The sequence below is a fragment of the Pseudomonas sp. L-22-4S-12 genome (genome assembly GCF_009799935.1).
Taxonomy (GTDB): Bacteria; Pseudomonadota; Gammaproteobacteria; order Pseudomonadales; family Pseudomonadaceae; genus Aquipseudomonas.
In genome coordinates this window covers 118,945-135,744 of the sequence record NZ_WELL01000004.1, presented here as the reverse complement: position 1 = coordinate 135,744, position 16,800 = coordinate 118,945, and the positions used below count along the sequence as shown (strand labels likewise).

The following is a 16,800-nucleotide window of genomic DNA, read 5'->3' as shown; positions in this document are numbered from 1 at the left end:
CCTATATAGTACGCCGAAACGAGCTTTGTCCGGGTGCGACCTTGGGTCGCGCTCCCGGACAAATGGCGGTTTACTTCTCGACTGTTTCCGGCTTTGCGCCGTGCGACAGGCTGTACACGTAAGCGGTCAGCAGGTGCACCTTGTCTTCACTGCCCACGTACTGCAGCTGCGCCGGCATGTTGCCGTTGCGGCCGTAGCGGATGGTCTGCTGCAGCTGGGCGTAGCTGCTGCCGTAGATGAAGGCGCTCGGCTTGGTCAGGTTGGGTGCGCCCATGCTCGGGGTGCCCTTGCCGTCCGCGCCGTGGCAGGCGAAGCAGGTGCTGGAGAAGACCTTGCGACCGGCTTCGATGTCGGCGTTCACGCCTTCCGGCAGCTTGCGCCCGGCCAGTTCGGTGAGCACGTAGGCAGCAGCGTTGCGCACGCCATCTTCGCCGATCATCGGAGCCTGGGCCGGCATCATGCCGTGACGACCAGCAGTGATGGTCTGCTTGATGTCGGCCGGAGCGCCGCCCCAGCGCCACTCGTTGTCGGTCAGGTTGGGGAAGCCGTAGGCACCCTTGGCGTCGGAACCGTGGCAGACCGAGCAGTTGGAGGCGAACAGGCGGCCACCCATCTTCAGGGCTTTCTCGTCCTTGGCCACTTCCTCGATCGGCATCTTGGCGTACTGGGCGTAGATCGGTGCGTACTGCTTGTCAGCGCGCAGCATCTCCTTTTCCCACTGGTGCGCGCCGGTCCAGCCTGGCTCGCCGTTGGCGAACGGCTTGCCGTCGCCTACTTCGTTGTAGCCCGGCAGCAGGCCTTTCCAGGTACCCAGGCCCGGGTAGAGCACCAGGTAGCCGAGGGCGAAGACGATGGTGCCGATGAACAGCATGAACCACCACTTCGGCAACGGGTTGTCGTATTCGGCGATGCCGTCGAACTCGTGGCCGAGGGTTTCTTCCGTGGCTTCCTGGCGTTGCCCCTTACGCACGCTGAAGATCAGCACGGTAAGGGCGACGATGGTGCCCAGGCTCAGCACGGTGATGTACAGACTCCAGAAGGTAGTCATTCTTTATTGCTCCCAGAAGCTTGTTCGTCACGCTTTTTGGCGGGGGCGTCGTCGGCGAAGGGCAGGTTGGCGGCTTCGTCGAAGCTGTCCTTGCGTCTGCTGCTGTAAGCCCAGAGCACCACGCCAATGAAAGCGATGAAAACCACGGCGGTGCCAATACCGCGAAGCGTCCCGATATCCATCATGCGTTACCGTTTGTTCTTGATTGAGGTGCCCAGACCCTGCAGGTAGGCGACCAGCGCCTCCATCTCGGTCTTGCCTTTGACTGCTTCTGCCGCACCAGCGATGTCGGCGTCGGTGTAGGGCACGCCCATGGAGCGCAGGGCTTCGAGCTTGGTGGCGGTGTCCTTGCCATCCAGCTTGTTCTCGACCAGCCATGGGTAAGCCGGCATCTTCGACTCCGGTACCACGTTGCGCGGGTTGTACAGGTGCGCGCGGTGCCATTCATCGGAGTAGCGGCCGCCGACGCGGGCCAGGTCCGGACCGGTACGCTTGGAGCCCCACAGGAACGGGTGGTCCCAGACGCTTTCGCCGGCGACCGAGTAGTGGCCGTAGCGCTCGGTTTCCGCACGGAACGGACGGATCATCTGCGAGTGGCAGCCGACGCAGCCTTCGCGGATATAGATGTCGCGACCTTCGAGTTCCAGGGCGGTGCGTGGCTTCATGCCCTCAACCGGGGTGTTGGTGACATCCTGGAAGAACAGCGGGACGATCTGGGTCAGGCCGCCGATGCTGACGGCGATGACCATGAACAGAGCCAGCAGGCCGATGTTCTTCTCGACTATTTCGTGGCTTTTCATCAGTGAGCGACCTCGGCAGGGATGCGGGCGGCGGCTTCGTATTCAGCCGGTTTGGCCGCGCGCACGGTGCGGTAGGTGTTGTAGGCCATCAGCAACATGCCGGCGACGAAGAAGGCACCGCCGATAGCGCGGACCAGGAAACCGGGATGGCTGGCTTCGAGGGCTTCAACGAAGGAGTAGGTGAGGGTGCCGTCTTCGTTGACTGCACGCCACATCAGGCCCTGGGTGATGCCGTTGACCCACATGGAGGCGATGTACAGCACGGTACCGATGGTGGCCAGCCAGAAGTGGGCGTTGATCAGGCCGACGCTGTGCATCTGCTCGCGACCGAATACTTTCGGGATCAGGTGGTACAGCGAGCCGATGGAGATCATCGCCACCCAGCCGAGGGCGCCAGCGTGCACGTGGCCGATGGTCCAGTCGGTGTAGTGGGACAGGGCGTTGACGGTCTTGATGGCCATCATCGGGCCTTCGAAGGTGGACATGCCGTAGAAGGCCAGGGACACCACCAGGAAGCGCAAGATGGGGTCGCTGCGCAGCTTATGCCAGGCGCCCGACAGGCTCATCATGCCGTTGATCATGCCGCCCCAGCTCGGAGCCAGCAGAATCAGGGACATGGCCATGCCCAGGGACTGGGCCCAGTCTGGCAGGGCGGTGTAGTGCAGGTGGTGCGGACCGGCCCAGATGTACAGGGTGATCAGCGCCCAGAAGTGTACGATCGACAGGCGATAGGAGTAGATCGGGCGGCCGGCCTGCTTGGGTACGAAGTAGTACATCATGCCCAGGAAGCCGGTGGTCAGGAAGAAGCCCACGGCGTTGTGGCCGTACCACCATTGCACCATGGCATCGGTGGCGCCGGCGTACAGCGAGTACGACTTGAACAGGCTGACCGGCATTTCCATGCTGTTGATGATGTGCAGCATGGCGGTCACCAGGATGAAGGCACCGAAGAACCAGTTGCCCACATAGATGTGCTTGCTCTTGCGCTTCATCACGGTGCCGAAGAACACCACGGCATAGGTGACCCAGACCAGACCCAGCAGGATGTCGATCGGCCATTCCAGCTCGGCGTATTCCTTGGAGCTGGTGTAGCCCAGCGGCAGGGTGATCACGGCCAGCACGATCACGGCTTGCCAACCCCAGAAGGTGAAGGCGGCCAGACCGTCGGAGACCAGGCGGGCCTGGCAGGTACGCTGCACCACGTAGTAGGAGGTGGCGAACAGGGCGCAACCACCGAAGGCGAAGATGACTGCGTTGGTGTGCAGCGGACGCAGGCGTCCGAAGCTGGTCCAGGGGAGGTTCAGGTTGAGTTCTGGCCACACGAGTTGTGCGGCAATGAACACGCCTAGACTCATCCCGATGACGCCCCAGATTACCGTCATGACGGCGAACTGGCGGACCACCTTGTAGTTGTAAGCAGTCTGACTGATTGCTGTGCTCATGCTAGGGGTTCCACGGTTAATGGAGGTTTTTTGGGGGGTAAAAAACGGCGGCAAGTATGGAGAAATGAGGTACCCATTGCAACGCTACATGCCTGTGCGATCAAGGTTTTAGCGGCTTTTGCCGGGCCTTGGCGGGGGGCAAAGAGCGCCGCAATTGCGAAGCTTTCGCACCTTGAGGGGCGCTGCGCGGAAGAGGGAATCGCTTGTAATTGTTACTGCGTGCGACTGTCAGCAGCTTAGTCCATGTCAAACGACAGGGTGTGCTGCTGGTCGGAGGGGTGCGACGCTCGGTCGCACGGGGAAATGCCACCTGCCGCGGGCGCGGCAGGTGGTTTGGGCGGGATGTGTCGTTTGCCTGTGCGGCGGCGTCGGGCGACGCCGCGCGTTGGTGCGGGCTTACTTGGCCGCGGTTTTCTCGGCCTGGGCGGACAGGCTGTACACGTAGGCGGCCAGCAGGTGCACCTTGTCTTCACTGCCCACGTACTGCAGCTGCGCCGGCATGTTGCCGTTGCGGCCGTAGCGGATGGTCTGCTGCAGCTGGGCGTAGCTGCTGCCGTAGATGAAGGCGCTCGGCTTGGTCAGGTTGGGTGCGCCCATGCTCGGGGTGCCCTTGCCGTCCGCGCCGTGGCAGGCGAAGCAGGTGCTGGAGAAGACCTTGCGACCGGCTTCGATGTCGGCGTTCACGCCTTCCGGCAGCTTGCGCCCGGCCAGTTCGGTGAGCACGTAGGCAGCAGCGTTGCGCACGCCATCTTCGCCGATCATCGGAGCCTGGGCCGGCATCATGCCGTGACGGCCGGCGATGATGGTCTGCTTGATGTCGGCCGGAGTGCCGCCCCAGCGCCACTCGTTGTCGGTCAGGTTGGGGAAGCCGTAGGCGCCCTTGGCGTCGGAGCCGTGGCAGACCGAGCAGTTGGAGGCGAACAGGCGGCCCCCCATCTTCACGGCTTGCGGGTCCTTGGCCACCTCTTCGATGGGCATGGCAGCGAACTTGGCGTAGATCGGCCCGTACTGCTGCTCGGCCTTGTCCATTTCGCGCTGCCACTGGCCGACCTGGGTCCAGCCGTTCTCGTAGCCCGGCAGCCAGCCTTTCCAGTTGCCCAGGCCCGGGTAGATGGCCAGGTAGCCGGCGGCGAAGATGATGGTGCCGACGAACAGCATGAACCACCACTTGGGCAGCGGGTTGTCATACTCCTCGATGCCATCGAAGGCATGGCCCATGGTCTGCTCGGTGGTGCCTTTGTTCTCGCCGCTGCGGGTGGCGAATACCAGCCACAGCAGGGCGACCAGGCTGCCGAGGGTGAGCAGGGTGATGTAGCCACTCCAGAAAGAGGTCATGGCTGTGTACTCCGTGACAGAAACAGGAAGGGGTGAATGACCATGACTTACCTCTTGTTCTTCAGGCTGGTGCCGAGGGCCTGCAGATAGGCGACCAGCGCCTCCATCTCGGTCTTGCCGCTGACGGCTTCGGCGGCGCCGGCGATATCCGCGTCGCTGTAAGGCACGCCGAGGGTGCGCATGGCTTCAAGCTTGGCGGCGGTGTCCTTGCCGTCCAGCTTGTTCTCGACCAGCCAGGGGTAGGCCGGCATCTTCGACTCCGGCACCACGTTGCGCGGGTTGTACAGGTGCGCGCGGTGCCAGTCGTCGGAGTAGCGGCCGCCGACGCGGGCCAGGTCCGGGCCGGTACGCTTGGAGCCCCAGAGGAACGGGTGGTCCCAGACGCTTTCACCGGCCACCGAGTAGTGGCCGTAGCGCTCGGTTTCGGCACGGAACGGACGGATCATCTGCGAGTGGCAGCCGACGCAGCCTTCCTTGATATAGATGTCGCGGCCTTCCAGCTGCAGCGCGGTGTAGGGCTTCATGCCCTGTACCGGCTCGTTGACCACGTCCTGGAAGAACAGTGGGACGATCTGGGTCAGGCCGCCGATGCTCACCGCCAGGACCATGCACAGGGCCAGCAGGCCGACGTTCTTCTCGAGTATTTCGTGTTTGCTGCTCATCAGTGGGCTCCCTCAGTGATCAGCGCGCCAGCGTCGTATTCGGCCGATTGCACGGCGCGTACGGTGCGCCAGGTGTTGTAGGCCATCAGCAGCATGCCGGTGAAGAAGATTGCCCCGCCCAGAACGCGCACCACGAAGCCGGTGTGGCTGGCTTCCAGGGCTTCGACGAAGGAGTAGGTGAGGGTGCCGTCTTCGTTGACCGCACGCCACATCAGGCCCTGGGTGATGCCGTTGACCCACATGGAGGCGATGTACAGCACGGTGCCGATGGTGGCCAGCCAGAAGTGGGCGTTGATCAGGCCGATGCTGTACATCTGCTCGCGGCCGAAGACGCGCGGGATCAGGTGGTACAGCGCGCCGATGGAGATCATCGCCACCCAGCCGAGGGCGCCGGCATGCACGTGGCCGATGGTCCAGTCGGTGTAGTGGGACAGGGCGTTGACGGTCTTGATGGCCATCATCGGGCCTTCGAAGGTGGACATGCCGTAGAAGGCCAGGGACACCACCAGGAAGCGCAAGATGGGGTCGCTGCGCAGCTTATGCCAGGCGCCCGACAGGCTCATCATGCCGTTGATCATGCCGCCCCAGCTCGGAGCCAGCAGAATCAGGGACATGGCCATGCCCAGGGACTGGGCCCAGTCTGGCAGGGCGGTGTAGTGCAGGTGGTGCGGACCGGCCCAGATGTACAGGGTGATCAGCGCCCAGAAGTGCACGATCGACAGGCGATAGGAATACACCGGGCGCCCGGCCTGCTTGGGCACGAAGTAGTACATCATCCCCAGGAAACCGGCGGTGAGGAAGAAGCCCACGGCGTTGTGGCCGTACCACCACTGCACCATGGCGTCGGTGGCGCCGGCATACAGCGAGTAGGACTTGGTCAGGGTGACCGGCAGCTCCATGTTGTTGACCAGGTGCAGGATCGCCACGGTCAGGATGAAACCGCCGAAGAACCAGTTGCCCACATAGATGTGCTTGGTCTTGCGCTTCATCAGGGTGCCGAAGAACACCACGGCATAGGAGACCCAGACGATGGTGATCAGAATGTCGATCGGCCATTCCAGCTCGGCGTATTCCTTGGAGCTGGTCCAGCCCAGGGGCAGGCTGATCGCCGCGAGCACGATGACCAGCTGCCAGCCCCAGAAGGTGAAGGCGGCCAGGCTGTCCGAGATCAGGCGGGTCTGACAGGTACGTTGCAGCGAGTAGTAGCTGGTGGCAAACAGGGCGCAACCACCGAAGGCGAAGATCACCGCGTTGGTATGCAGGGGTCGCAAGCGGCCAAAACTGGTCCAGGGTAGGTTGAAGTTGAGTTCGGGCCAGGCCAGTTGCGCGGCGATGAACACGCCGAGCCCCATCCCGACTATGCCCCAAACCACCGTCATAATGGCGAACTGGCGGACCACCTTGTAGTTGTAGGCGGTTCTGCTGGTTGTGTTCATGTGTTGGGCTTCCATCCACGGTTTATGAAAAGCAGGACAAGCATGGGTAATGGCACGGTGACAGTTATTGACGGAGGTCAATGCACGGTGGGTGAGTGGCTTCTGGACGGGTGTGACAGGCTGTCGCAAGTCGATCTGATCCTGGCGCACGGCGCCGGCGCGCCGATGAACAGCGCGTTCATGGCCGGCATGGCGGGGTTGTTGGCGGCACGCGGCATCGCGGTGCTGCGCTTCGAATTCCCCTATATGGCGCAGAGGCGTCTGGGCGGCGGCAAGCGGCCGCCCAATCCCCAGGCGCAGCTGCTGGAGTGCTGGCGCCAGGTCTATGCCGCCGTGCGCGAGCAGGTGCCGGGGCGGCTGGCGATCGGCGGCAAGTCCATGGGCGGGCGCATGGCCAGCCTGCTGGCCGACGAAGTGGGCGCCGACGCGCTGGTGTGTCTGGGCTATCCCTTCCATGCCGTGGGCAAGCAGGACAAGCCGCGGGTCGCCCATTTGGCCGACTTGCGCACGCCAACCCTGATCGTCCAGGGCGAGCGCGACGCCATGGGTGCGCGGGCCACGGTGGCGGGCTATGCCCTGTCGGCAGCGGTCGAGCTGCACTGGCTCGCTGCCGGGGATCATGACCTGAAGCCGCTCAAGGCGAGCGGCTTCAGCCACGAGCAGCACCTGTGCAGCGCCGCCGATGCGGTGGCCGGGTTTCTGCGGCGCTGAGTCGCCCGGCCGGCGAGGTCGTGCAGCGGCGGCTGATGTGGGCGTGGGGTGATCGGGGCGAGACGCCGCCCGGCGCTGCTTTCGCGGCTAAGCATGCGGCCGGGTGCGGTTGCGCAGCGGCATTGCGCGGTTGCCGCGCCACAAAAAAAGCCGGCATCAGCCGGCTTTCTTGCACGTTACCAGTCTTCAGCGGTTGAAGCGCTCCACCAGGGAGTACTGGTCCTGCGCGGTGCTGGTCAGTGCCTCGCTGAGGTTCGCCGTGTTCTGCGCTTCGCCGGCGGTCTGGTCGGCCAGCTGGGCAATGGTGGTGATGTTCTGGTTGATTTCGTCCGCCACGGCGCTCTGTTCCTCGGCGGCGGCGGCGATCTGGTTGGCCATGTCGGCGATATTCGCCACCGCCTCGCTGATGCCCAGCAGGGCCTGGTCGGCCTGTTGCACGCGCTCGACGCCTTCGTCGGCCTGCTTGCGGCCGATTTCCATGGTCATCACCGCCTCTTCGGCGGTGCGCTGCAGCTTGGCGATCAGGGCGTGGATCTGCCCGGTGGATTCGGCGGTGCGCTGGGCCAGCGAGCGCACCTCGTCGGCCACCACGGCAAAGCCGCGGCCCATCTCGCCGGCGCGGGCCGCTTCGATGGCGGCGTTGAGCGCCAGCAGGTTGGTCTGGTCGGCAATGCCCTTGATCACATCGACCACGCCGCCGATCTCGTTGCTGTCCTGGGCCAGGCGCGACACGGTTTCGCCGGTTTCGCCCACCGACAGCGACAGGCGCTGGATGGCGTCGCGGGTTTCCGCGGTGACATTGCGCCCTTCGCCGGTCAGACGGTTGGCTTCCTGGGTGGCGATGGCGGTGCGGGCCACGTTGCTGGCCACTTCCAGGGTGGTGGCGGCCATCTCGTTGACCGCGGTGGCGACCTGTTCGGTCTCCACGCGCTGGCGCTCCAGGCCGGCGGAGCTGTTGTGGGCCAGTTGGTCGGCCTGGCGGGCCTGGTGGGTCAGGCGCTCGGCGGTGTCCTGCAGGCGGGTCAGGCAGGTCTTCAGGCGGGCCTCCTGGCTGAGCATGGCCATTTCCAGGCGCGCCTCGGCGCCATGGCTGTCGGTGTACATCTGGGCGATCAGCGGGTCCGAGGTGGTCTGCTCGGCCAGGCGCAGCAGGCGTTTGATCCCGCGGTTCTGCCAGGCCAGCCCGGTCAGGCCCAGCGGCACCGAGAGCAGGGCGGCGAGCAGGAAGCCCCAGGTCGAACCCATCCAGTGGCCGATCAGGAAACCGATCTGGCTGATCAGGATGAACGGCAGCCAGGCCTGCAGCAGCGGCAGCCAGCTGTCGCGGCTGGGGATCGCCGATTTGCCGGCATTGATCCGCGCGTACAGGGCCTGGGCGCGGCTCACCTGCTCGGCGGTCGGCTTGATCCGCACCGACTCGTAGCCCACCACCTGGCCGCCTTCGAGCATCGGGGTCACGTAGGCGTTGACCCAGTAATGGTCGCCGTTCTTGCTGCGGTTCTTGACGATGCCCATCCACGGGCGGCCCTTCTTCAGGGTCGTCCACATGTGCTCGAACACCGCCGGCGGCACGTCCGGGTGGCGCACCAGGTTGTGTGGCGCCCGGATCAGTTCGTCGCGCGTGAAGCCGCTGATCTCGATGAAGGCCTGGTTGCAGTAGGTGATCTGACCTTTGGCATCGGTGGTGGAGATCAGGCGCTGCTGGGCCGGGAAGGTGCGCTCGCGCTGGGTGATGGGCTGGTTGTTTCGCATGCGTGTCGATTCTTCGGCGAAGGGCTTGTCAGAGTTGATCGGCCGTGAGCGGTGAAAATTTAGCGGTCGATCCGAACGTTCGTAACCGATTGTAACCTGTCTGGATGGATAAGAATATTTTGGCGCCAACTTTTTATTTGGACTGGCTGTTTATATATGCAGTAAATGGGAAATGGCTGAAGTGTTCGGTGGATATTGATATTCAACTTAGCCGGCTCGGCTAATAGTGTCCTATATAGTGCTGTTTTTGTCTCGATATATGGCGTCAGAAAAATGGCATTCGCGTGTTTTACATATGCTGTTCGGTGCGATTATTACCTCGGGTAATGCCTGTTTTTTGGGTGTTACTTTCTAATCCATCTTCTGTATGATCCATTCCAGAGCGCTTGCATCATCTTGGTGCCAGAAAAATGGCATTTGTGAAGCTGGTCACGCGTTACTCTTGGTAACTAGGTTACTGTTTTAAAAAGGAATAACTTAACAACTGTCACATGAGGAACTTAGTGTCTTCGTGTGGCATTGGTTTTGCTCTGACCAAGTTGAACTTTCTCTGCCTTGGATGAGGCAGAAGTTGACTGGTTGGTGAAGGGGCTCGAGGGTTTTGTCGTACCTGTTTTCGGTCTCGCGAGATAGGCGGGTCAGCCGTGTGGCTGCCGCATCGATCAACGCAAGGAGGAGATCGCCAAATGCGCATCAGCATTTTTGGGCTTGGCTATGTAGGAGCTGTGTGTGCCGGTTGCCTGTCGGCCCGGGGGCATCAGATCATCGGTGTGGATATTTCGGCGCTGAAGATCGACCTGATCAACAGCGGTAAGGCGCCAATCGTCGAGCCGGGGCTCGAGGAGCTGCTGCAGCAGGGCATCAAGAGCGGCAAGCTGCGCGGCACGCTGGACATGCGCGAGGCGGTATTGGAGACGGATATCTCCTTCCTCGCCCCGCCGACGCCGAGCAAGCGCAATGGCGACCTGGATGTGTCCTACATCGAGGAAGTCTGCCAGCAGATCGGCCGGGTTCTCCCGGAAAAGAGCACCCGCCACACCGTGGTGGTACGCAGCACCGTGCTGCCAGGCACGCTGCGCAACGTGGTCATCCCGACCCTGGAGAAGTACTCGGGCCTCAAGGCCGGCGAGGACTTCGGCGTGGCGGTCAACCCGGAGTTCCTGCGCGAGAGTACCGCGATCAAGGACTACGACTTCCCGGCCATGACCGTGATCGGCGAGCTGGACAAGACCTCGGGCGACCTGCTCGAAGCGATCTACAGCGAGTTGGACGCCCCGATCATCCGCAAGACCATCGAGGTCGCGGAGATGATCAAGTACACCTGCAACGTCTGGCACGCGGCCAAGATCACCTTTGCCAACGAGATCGGCAACATCTCCAAGGCGGTCGGCGTCGACGGTCGCGAGGTGATGGATGTGATCTGCCAGGACCACAAACTCAACCTGTCCAAGTACTACATGAAGCCCGGCTTCGCCTTTGGCGGCTCCTGCCTGCCCAAGGACGTGCGCGCCCTCAACTATCGCGCCACCCAGCTCGACGTCGAGTCGCCGCTGATCAATTCGCTGATGCCGAGCAACGAAGCCCAGGTGCGCAACGCCTACAACCTGATCGCCAGCCAGGACAAGCGCAAGATCGCGCTGCTCGGCCTGAGCTTCAAGGCCGGCACCGACGACCTGCGCGAGAGCCCGCTGGTGGAGCTTGCCGAGCAACTGATCGGCAAGGGCTTCGACCTGAAGATCTTCGACCGCAACGTCGAATATGCCCGCGTCCATGGCGCCAACCGCGAATACATCGAAGCCAAGATCCCCCATGTGTCATCGCTGCTGCGCTCCGACCTGCAGCAGGTCGTGGCCGATGCCGACGTGATCGTGCTGGGCAACAGCGACGAGCTGTTCGAGACCGTGGTGCAGAACCTGCCGGCGGGCAAGAAGCTGATCGATCTGGTCGGTTTCATGCGCCACTGCAGTGACGACGTCAAGGAAGGCCTCTGCTGGTAGCGACTGCTGCAGCGTTGAACATGCACAGGGCGTTACAACAAGAATAAGAACGCCCCCGTTGCAGAGTCGAAACTCAAACGGGGTTGGTTACATGGACGATATTCGGGGGCGCCTGCGCACTGCCGCGGGTTGGCTTTTCTATCTCAGCGCGTTGGGGGGCATGGCGTTACTGCTGCCGCACAGCGTGTTCGATCCGCAATCCACCGATTTCCTCCTGCTGCTGGGTGCAGTGGGGATTTGGCGCTATTCGGTGGGCATCACCCACTATGTGCGCGGGATGATCTTTCTCTACCTGGTGTTCCCCTATTACCGGCGCAAGGCGCGCAAGCTGGGGGCGGATGCCGATCCATCGCATGTGTTCCTGATGGTCACCAGTTTCCGCATCGATGCCTTGACCACCGCCGAGGTCTATCGCTCGGTGATCGAGGAGGCGATCAACTGCGACTACCCGTGCACGGTGGTCTGCTCGATCGTCGAGCTGTCCGACGAACTGCTGGTCAAGAACCTGTGGAATCGCCTGAATCCGCCGGAGCGAGTCAAGCTGACCTTCGTGCGGATTCCCGGCACCGGCAAGCGCGACGGCCTGGCCCAGGGCTTCCGCGCCATCTCGCGGGCGCAGCCGGACGACCGGGCCGTGGTGGCCGTGGTCGATGGCGACACCGTGCTGAGTGCCGGCGTGGTGCGCAAGACGGTGCCGTACTTCGGCCTGTTCGAAAACCTGGGTGGCCTGACCACCAACGAGTTCTGCGAAGTGCGCGGCGGCTACATCATGCACGAGTGGCACAAGCTGCGCTTCGCCCAGCGCCACATCAACATGTGCTCGATGGCCCTGTCCAAGCGCGTGCTGACCCTGACCGGGCGCATGTCGGTGTTCCGCGCCGAGGTGGTGACCAACCCCGGCTTCATCGCCGACGTGGAAAACGACCACCTGCAGCACTGGCGCCTCGGCCGCTTCAAGTTCCTCACCGGCGACGACAAGTCCAGTTGGTACAGCCTGATGCGCCTGGGCTACGACACCTTCTACGTGCCGGACGCGACGATCAATACGGTCGAGCACCCGCCGGAGAAGAGTTTCATCAAGGCCAGCCGCAAGCTGATGTTCCGCTGGTACGGCAACAACCTGCGGCAGAACTCGCGCGCCCTCGGCCTGGGTCCGTCGCGCCTGGGCTGGTTCACCAGTCTGGTGCTGCTGGATCAGCGCATCTCGATGTGGACCAGCCTGCTGGGGCCGAGCGTGGCGATCATCGCCAGCATCAAGTACGGCTTCGCCTACCTGCTGATCTACCTGCTGTGGATCGGCCTGACGCGCCTGGTGCTGACCCTGCTGTTGCTGGCCTCCGGGCATGAGATCGGCCCGGCCTACCCGTTGATCCTCTATTACAACCAGATCGTCGGGGCCCTGGTGAAGGTGTACGTGTTCTTCCGCCTCGACCAGCAGTCCTGGACCCGCCAGAAAACCAAGCTCAATCGCGACCTGGCCAGCTTCCAGCGCTGGTTCAACACCTGGTCGTCGCGAGCCATGACCTTTTCGGCGGGCAGTATTTTCGTCGCTGCCTTGATGTGGGTGGTGTAAGCGGCAACGGATGGCCGAAGGCCACTTGATGCCCGAGTTAACTCATTAATTTAAAAGGGAAAAGCCATGAGTGCAGTGATGAGTCCAAGCAGCAACAGCAATGTTGTCCACGAGTCGGAAGCCCAGCGCCAGTACGCGCGCCTGAAGCTGCCGGCGAAGATCGTCTACCGCAGCCCGCAGGGCCAGGATCTGGAAGCACCGCTGCTGGATCTGTCGGCCGGTGGTTTCAGCTTCGAGCCCAATTCCGGACTGATCAGCGAAGGCCAGCACCTGCGCGGCAAGCTGATGTTCGAGATCGAGGGGATAGGTTTCGCCATGGACGTGGAGTTCCAGGTGCGCTCGCTGCAGGGCGGCAAGCGCGTCGGTTGCGAGTTCCACAACCTCAAGCCGCGCGAAGTCTCCGCGCTGCGCTACCTGATCAGCGGCTTCCTCAGCGGCGAGCTGGTCACCGTCGGCGACCTGATCAGCACCCTGCAACGGGAGAACTTCACCAAGGCGCGCAACAACAAGGCCGACGGCCCGGTCAGCCCGCTGGCGCGCCTGCGCGCCCTGGGCCTGAGCCTGGCGATCTTCCTGGTCGGGGTCAGCGCCTGCAGCTACGTGCTTTATCAACTGTATGACATCTACTTTGTCACCCATGCCGACTCGGCCCAGGTCATGGTGCCCGGGCAGCAGGTGGCCATGCCACGCGAAGGATCGGTGCAGAGCCTGGTCAAGGTCGGCGACACGGTGGCCAAGGGGGCGCCGGTGGCCACCTTCTCCGCGACCATGCTGGATGCCCTGAAAGGCGCGTTGCCGGAGGCGGAAATGACCCCGGACAACCTCGAGCGCCTGTTCAGCAAGAGCTTCCAGGGCACCCTGACCAGCCCCTGCGATTGCCGCGTGGTGGCACAGCTGGTGGGCGACGGGCAGATGGCGGTCAAGGGCACTGCCGTGTTCACCCTGGCCCCGGCCGACAGCGTGGCGACCGTCGAGGCGCGCTTCCCTTACCGGGCCTTCGCCGAGCTGCAGCCGGGCACCCAGGTCAGCTTCCTGGTGGGCGGCGAGACCGAGCCGCGCAGCGGCGTGATCAGCAGCATGGCGCTGCAGGACGGCGGCCTGGCCTCGGACATCCGCGTGATGATCGAGCCGGCACTGCCGCTGGCCAGCGAACTGGCCAAGCGCCCGGTGGACGTACGCATCCAGCCGCTGGGCGGGCTGTGGTCGAGCAACAGCCTGGCTGCCGGCAAATGAAACGGCTCAGCCTGGCACTCGGGACTCTGGGCCTCGGCCTGCTGTCGGGCTGCATGAGCCTGCCCGACCTGCAATTGGCCAAGCAGGCGAAAAACGCCGGCGATCTGGCGACCGCCCAGGCCAACTTCCAGGCGCTGGCGGCGCAGGGCTATGTCGACGCCGAAATCGGCCTGGCCGACATCCTCGTGCGCAGCCCCTCGGTGGCGCAGCAGGAGCAGGGCGAGGCGCTCTATCGCGGCGCCCTGGGGCGCTCGCCACTGGCGCCGGTGCGCCTCGGCAAGTGGCTGGCCAGCCAGCCGCAGTTGAGCGTGGAGCAACGCCAGGAGGCCGAGCGCCAGCTGCGCCAGGGCCTGCAGGAGGGCGACCGCAGCGCACTGTTGCCGCTGGTGCAGGTGCAGCTGCTCGACCCGTTGAAGGTCAGCAGCGGCGAGATCGACCGCGAACTGGCGCACTGGCAGGCCCAGGGGCTGGGCGAGGCCCAGCTGGGCATGATCCAGCTGTACCGCGTGCGCGGCGACTACGCCCAGCACCAGGCACAGATCAGGCAGACCTGCGAAGCCTGGCTGGCCCAGGTCAGCGAGTGCTACGCCGAGCTGGCGGCTATCTACCAGCAGCAGGCCGATAGCGCGGCGCTGGAGGCCTTGCTGGTACGCCTGCGCGAGGGCTATCAGGCCGGCGCGGTGCTGCCCGACCGTCTGCAGGCGGTGGCCAAGGTGCTCGCCGACCCGGCCAACGGCGAGCCGGCTGCGCAGACCGCCAAGGAGCTGTTCGAGCTGATCGCTCCCGTCCATGCCGACGCCTGGGTCAGCCTGGCGGAACTGACGCAGAGCTACCCGGAGCTGGGGGGCGTCGCGGAAATCCAGGCCTACCTGGAGCAGGGCGTGGCGGTGGGTTCCTCGCGCGCGGCCATGACCCTGGGCCAGCACTACATGAAAGGCCAGATCCTGCCGGGCGATCCCCAGGCCGCCGAGAAGTACCTGCTGCAGGCCTTGCCGCAGGAGCCCAAGGCGCACTTCTTCCTCGGCAAGATCTACAGCGAAGGGCAGCTGGGCGACATCGATCCGGACAAGGCCCTGGAGCACTTGCTGATCGCCGCCCGCAGCGGCAACCCCAGTGCCGACGTGGCCCTGGCCCAGCTGTTCGGCGCTGGCAAGGGCATCCGCATCAATGCGGTGTACGCCTACACCTTCGCCACCCTGGCCAAGCAGCAGGGCGCGCCCCAGGGCCAGGCGCTGCAGGAGCGCCTGGCGCCGCGCCTGCAAGCGCAGGACTACGCGCAGGTGGAGAGCCTGCTGGCCCGCGAGCTGCGTGCCCGTGGCGGCGAGCAGCTGAGCATCCGTAATTCGACCCATCCAATGCAGGGAATGCTATGACTTCGACCAACCGTTGCGCCGCCGTTTTCGCGTGCACGGCCGGCCTGCTCGGCAGCCCGCTCCTGCTGGCGGCCGAGGCGCAGCCCGGGTTGTCCTACGGGGCCAACCTGAAGATCACCGCGCAGTCGCTCGACGACCGCGACCTGGGCACCCGCGATGGCGGCGACTTCAATGGCGTCGGCCTCAGCGTGCGGCCCTGGGTCTACGGCCTGCGCGGCGACTGGAGCGCCTACCTGATGGCCGAGGCCTTCGTCGCCAGCGATGTGATCGAATCCGATACCAGCGAATCCGACACCATCGACTCCACCGATGCCCGCGAGCGCGACGACAACTTCCTCGCCCTGCACGAGTTCTGGGTCGACTACGGCGGCTTGACCGCCTATCCCGGCGAGTCCCTGCGCCTGGGCCGGCAGAAGATCCGCAGCGTCGACGGCCTGTGGTGGGACAGCAATATCGAGGCGCTGCGCTGGAACTTCGATACCACGCTGCTCAACGCCCATGTCGGCATCGCCGAGCGCTTCAGCGACTACCGCACCGACCTCGACGACCTGGCGCCGCAGGACGAGGATCGCCTGCACCTGCTGGGCGATCTCTCCAGCCAGTGGCGGCCGGGGCACTGGGCCGGGCTCAAGCTCCACCACAGCGACGATAACGGCAGCCTGCCGAATCCGGGCGAAGAGGTGGACCAGCTGAGCAAGACCTACAGCGGCCAGCTGACCTGGTTGGGCATCGAGGCCAATGGCGACTTCTACAACTACCGCAGCAGCCTGCCGCTGAGCTACATGGCCAGCCTGACCTGGCTGACCGGCGATGCCGACGTGCTCAGCACGCGCAGCGTTGACGGTGTGCGCCGGGCCGTCGGCGAGAGCAATCAGGACGTCGATGCCTGGGCCCTGGATCTCGGCCTGCGCTGGAACATCGATGACCACTGGCGGCTCGGCGCCACCTATTCGCGCGCCAGTGGCGGCGGCGATGGCGATGATTCCGAGCAGTTCGTGCAGACCGATCTGCAGAGCAATCGCGCCAACTTCACCGGCACCAACTCCACCGTCAACCGCTTCGGCGAGGCCTATCGCGGCGAGCTGAACAACCTGCAGGCGGCCAGCCTGTTCGGTGCCTGGCAGCTGAACAAGGACTACGACGCTAGCCTGGTCTATCACCGCTTCTGGCGGGTGGATGACCAGGCCGACAGCGCCAGCGGCCTGCAGGCGGCGCTGGAACCGGGGGAGAAGGAGTTGGGGCAGGAAGTCGACCTGGTACTGACCCGCTACTTCAACGAGGGGCAGATGCCCGCCGAACTGGGCTGGCTGGGTGCCAAGTCGGCGCTGGTGCGTTTTCGCGGCGGTCTGTTCCTGCCGGGCGACGCCTTTTCCCGCGACAGCGATTCGAACATGCACCGCGCCGTTGTCGACGTGGTCTGGCGTTACTGAGGCGGCCG

At 64.2% G+C, this 16,800-nt stretch carries 14 protein-coding genes; 6 read left to right on the top strand and 8 right to left on the bottom strand.

The features are described from left to right. Positions 1-70: 70 nt before the first annotated feature. From ccoP (F3I16_RS11880) to ccoN (F3I16_RS11850), 7 genes are all read right to left on the bottom strand, one after another. Complete coding sequence (gene ccoP / locus F3I16_RS11880; RefSeq protein ID WP_160493823.1) at positions 71-1,048, bottom strand: cytochrome-c oxidase, cbb3-type subunit III; 978 nt, start codon at positions 1,046-1,048, stop codon at positions 71-73. After that, positions 1,045-1,230 carry a cbb3-type cytochrome c oxidase subunit 3 gene (locus F3I16_RS11875; RefSeq protein WP_160083272.1) on the bottom strand — a complete coding sequence of 62 codons (186 nt, stop codon included), beginning with the start codon at positions 1,228-1,230 and terminating at the stop codon, positions 1,045-1,047. Before F3I16_RS11875 ends, ccoP (F3I16_RS11880) begins: the two co-directional genes overlap by 4 nt. Before the next feature lie 6 nt (positions 1,231-1,236). Beyond that, on the bottom strand, positions 1,237-1,848 hold the full coding sequence (gene ccoO, locus F3I16_RS11870; RefSeq protein WP_160079424.1) for a cytochrome-c oxidase, cbb3-type subunit II: 612 nt from the start codon (positions 1,846-1,848) through the stop codon (positions 1,237-1,239). After that, positions 1,848-3,290 (bottom strand): cytochrome-c oxidase, cbb3-type subunit I, encoded by a 1,443-nt coding sequence (ccoN, locus tag F3I16_RS11865; protein WP_160079425.1) that lies wholly within the window; start codon positions 3,288-3,290, stop codon positions 1,848-1,850. Before ccoN (F3I16_RS11865) ends, ccoO (F3I16_RS11870) begins: the two co-directional genes overlap by 1 nt. 396 nt (positions 3,291-3,686) lie before the next feature. Beyond that, positions 3,687-4,625, bottom strand: coding sequence for a cytochrome-c oxidase, cbb3-type subunit III (gene ccoP / locus F3I16_RS11860; protein ID WP_160493822.1), 939 nt, complete (start codon positions 4,623-4,625; stop codon positions 3,687-3,689). A 47-nt stretch (positions 4,626-4,672) separates the two neighbouring features. Then, the gene (gene ccoO, locus F3I16_RS11855) at positions 4,673-5,287 is read right to left on the bottom strand and encodes a cytochrome-c oxidase, cbb3-type subunit II (RefSeq protein WP_160489713.1); all 615 of its coding nucleotides are present in this window, start codon (positions 5,285-5,287) and stop codon (positions 4,673-4,675) included. After that, positions 5,287-6,723 (bottom strand): cytochrome-c oxidase, cbb3-type subunit I, encoded by a 1,437-nt coding sequence (gene ccoN, locus F3I16_RS11850; RefSeq protein WP_160493821.1) that lies wholly within the window; start codon positions 6,721-6,723, stop codon positions 5,287-5,289. The genes ccoO (F3I16_RS11855) and ccoN (F3I16_RS11850) overlap by 1 nt, the downstream gene beginning before the upstream one ends. A gap of 42 nt (positions 6,724-6,765) precedes the next feature. Between ccoN (F3I16_RS11850) and F3I16_RS11845 the strand changes: the two genes are divergently transcribed. Continuing rightward, positions 6,766-7,434: an alpha/beta family hydrolase gene (locus F3I16_RS11845; RefSeq protein WP_160493820.1), complete on the top strand. Its 669-nt coding sequence runs from the start codon at positions 6,766-6,768 to the stop codon at positions 7,432-7,434. A 186-nt stretch (positions 7,435-7,620) separates the two neighbouring features. On the opposite strand, the gene F3I16_RS11840 is transcribed toward F3I16_RS11845, so the two are convergent. Next, positions 7,621-9,186, bottom strand: a complete 1,566-nt coding sequence (locus F3I16_RS11840; RefSeq protein WP_160493819.1) for a PAS domain-containing methyl-accepting chemotaxis protein — start codon at positions 9,184-9,186, stop codon at positions 7,621-7,623. A gap of 686 nt (positions 9,187-9,872) precedes the next feature. Here F3I16_RS11840 and F3I16_RS11835 point away from each other — a divergent pair. From F3I16_RS11835 to F3I16_RS11815, 5 genes are all read left to right on the top strand, one after another. Continuing rightward, on the top strand, positions 9,873-11,183 hold the full coding sequence (locus F3I16_RS11835; RefSeq protein ID WP_160493818.1) for a nucleotide sugar dehydrogenase: 1,311 nt from the start codon (positions 9,873-9,875) through the stop codon (positions 11,181-11,183). 91 nt (positions 11,184-11,274) lie between these two features. Beyond that, positions 11,275-12,756 carry a glycosyltransferase family 2 protein gene (locus tag F3I16_RS11830; protein WP_160493817.1) on the top strand — a complete coding sequence of 494 codons (1,482 nt, stop codon included), beginning with the start codon at positions 11,275-11,277 and terminating at the stop codon, positions 12,754-12,756. Positions 12,757-12,834: 78 nt separating this feature from the next. Further along, on the top strand, positions 12,835-13,989 hold the full coding sequence (locus F3I16_RS11825) for a PilZ domain-containing protein (protein ID WP_160494033.1): 1,155 nt from the start codon (positions 12,835-12,837) through the stop codon (positions 13,987-13,989). Then, entirely contained in the window at positions 13,986-15,362 is a 1,377-nt protein-coding gene (locus tag F3I16_RS11820; protein ID WP_160493816.1) for a tetratricopeptide repeat protein, read from the top strand. The genes F3I16_RS11825 and F3I16_RS11820 overlap by 4 nt, the downstream gene beginning before the upstream one ends. Then, positions 15,359-16,792, top strand: a complete 1,434-nt coding sequence (locus F3I16_RS11815; RefSeq protein ID WP_160493815.1) for an alginate export family protein — start codon at positions 15,359-15,361, stop codon at positions 16,790-16,792. Before F3I16_RS11820 ends, F3I16_RS11815 begins: the two co-directional genes overlap by 4 nt. The last annotated feature ends 8 nt before the right edge of the window (positions 16,793-16,800 follow it).

Bases quoted from the DNA above. Each gene is read 5' to 3' on its own strand.
- ccoP (WP_160493823.1), bottom strand. From the start codon at position 1,048: ATGACTACCTTCTGGAGTCTGTACATCACCGTGCTGAGCCTGGGCACC.
- F3I16_RS11875 (WP_160083272.1), bottom strand. From the start codon at position 1,230: ATGGATATCGGGACGCTTCGCGGTATTGGCACCGCCGTGGTTTTCATC.
- ccoO (WP_160079424.1), bottom strand. From the start codon at position 1,848: ATGAAAAGCCACGAAATAGTCGAGAAGAACATCGGCCTGCTGGCTCTG.
- ccoN (WP_160079425.1), bottom strand. From the start codon at position 3,290: ATGAGCACAGCAATCAGTCAGACTGCTTACAACTACAAGGTGGTCCGC.
- ccoP (WP_160493822.1), bottom strand. From the start codon at position 4,625: ATGACCTCTTTCTGGAGTGGCTACATCACCCTGCTCACCCTCGGCAGC.
- ccoO (WP_160489713.1), bottom strand. From the start codon at position 5,287: ATGAGCAGCAAACACGAAATACTCGAGAAGAACGTCGGCCTGCTGGCC.
- ccoN (WP_160493821.1), bottom strand. From the start codon at position 6,723: ATGAACACAACCAGCAGAACCGCCTACAACTACAAGGTGGTCCGCCAG.
- F3I16_RS11845 (WP_160493820.1), top strand. From the start codon at position 6,766: ATGGGTAATGGCACGGTGACAGTTATTGACGGAGGTCAATGCACGGTG.
- F3I16_RS11840 (WP_160493819.1), bottom strand. From the start codon at position 9,186: ATGCGAAACAACCAGCCCATCACCCAGCGCGAGCGCACCTTCCCGGCC.
- F3I16_RS11835 (WP_160493818.1), top strand. From the start codon at position 9,873: ATGCGCATCAGCATTTTTGGGCTTGGCTATGTAGGAGCTGTGTGTGCC.
- F3I16_RS11830 (WP_160493817.1), top strand. From the start codon at position 11,275: ATGGACGATATTCGGGGGCGCCTGCGCACTGCCGCGGGTTGGCTTTTC.
- F3I16_RS11825 (WP_160494033.1), top strand. From the start codon at position 12,835: ATGAGTCCAAGCAGCAACAGCAATGTTGTCCACGAGTCGGAAGCCCAG.
- F3I16_RS11820 (WP_160493816.1), top strand. From the start codon at position 13,986: ATGAAACGGCTCAGCCTGGCACTCGGGACTCTGGGCCTCGGCCTGCTG.
- F3I16_RS11815 (WP_160493815.1), top strand. From the start codon at position 15,359: ATGACTTCGACCAACCGTTGCGCCGCCGTTTTCGCGTGCACGGCCGGC.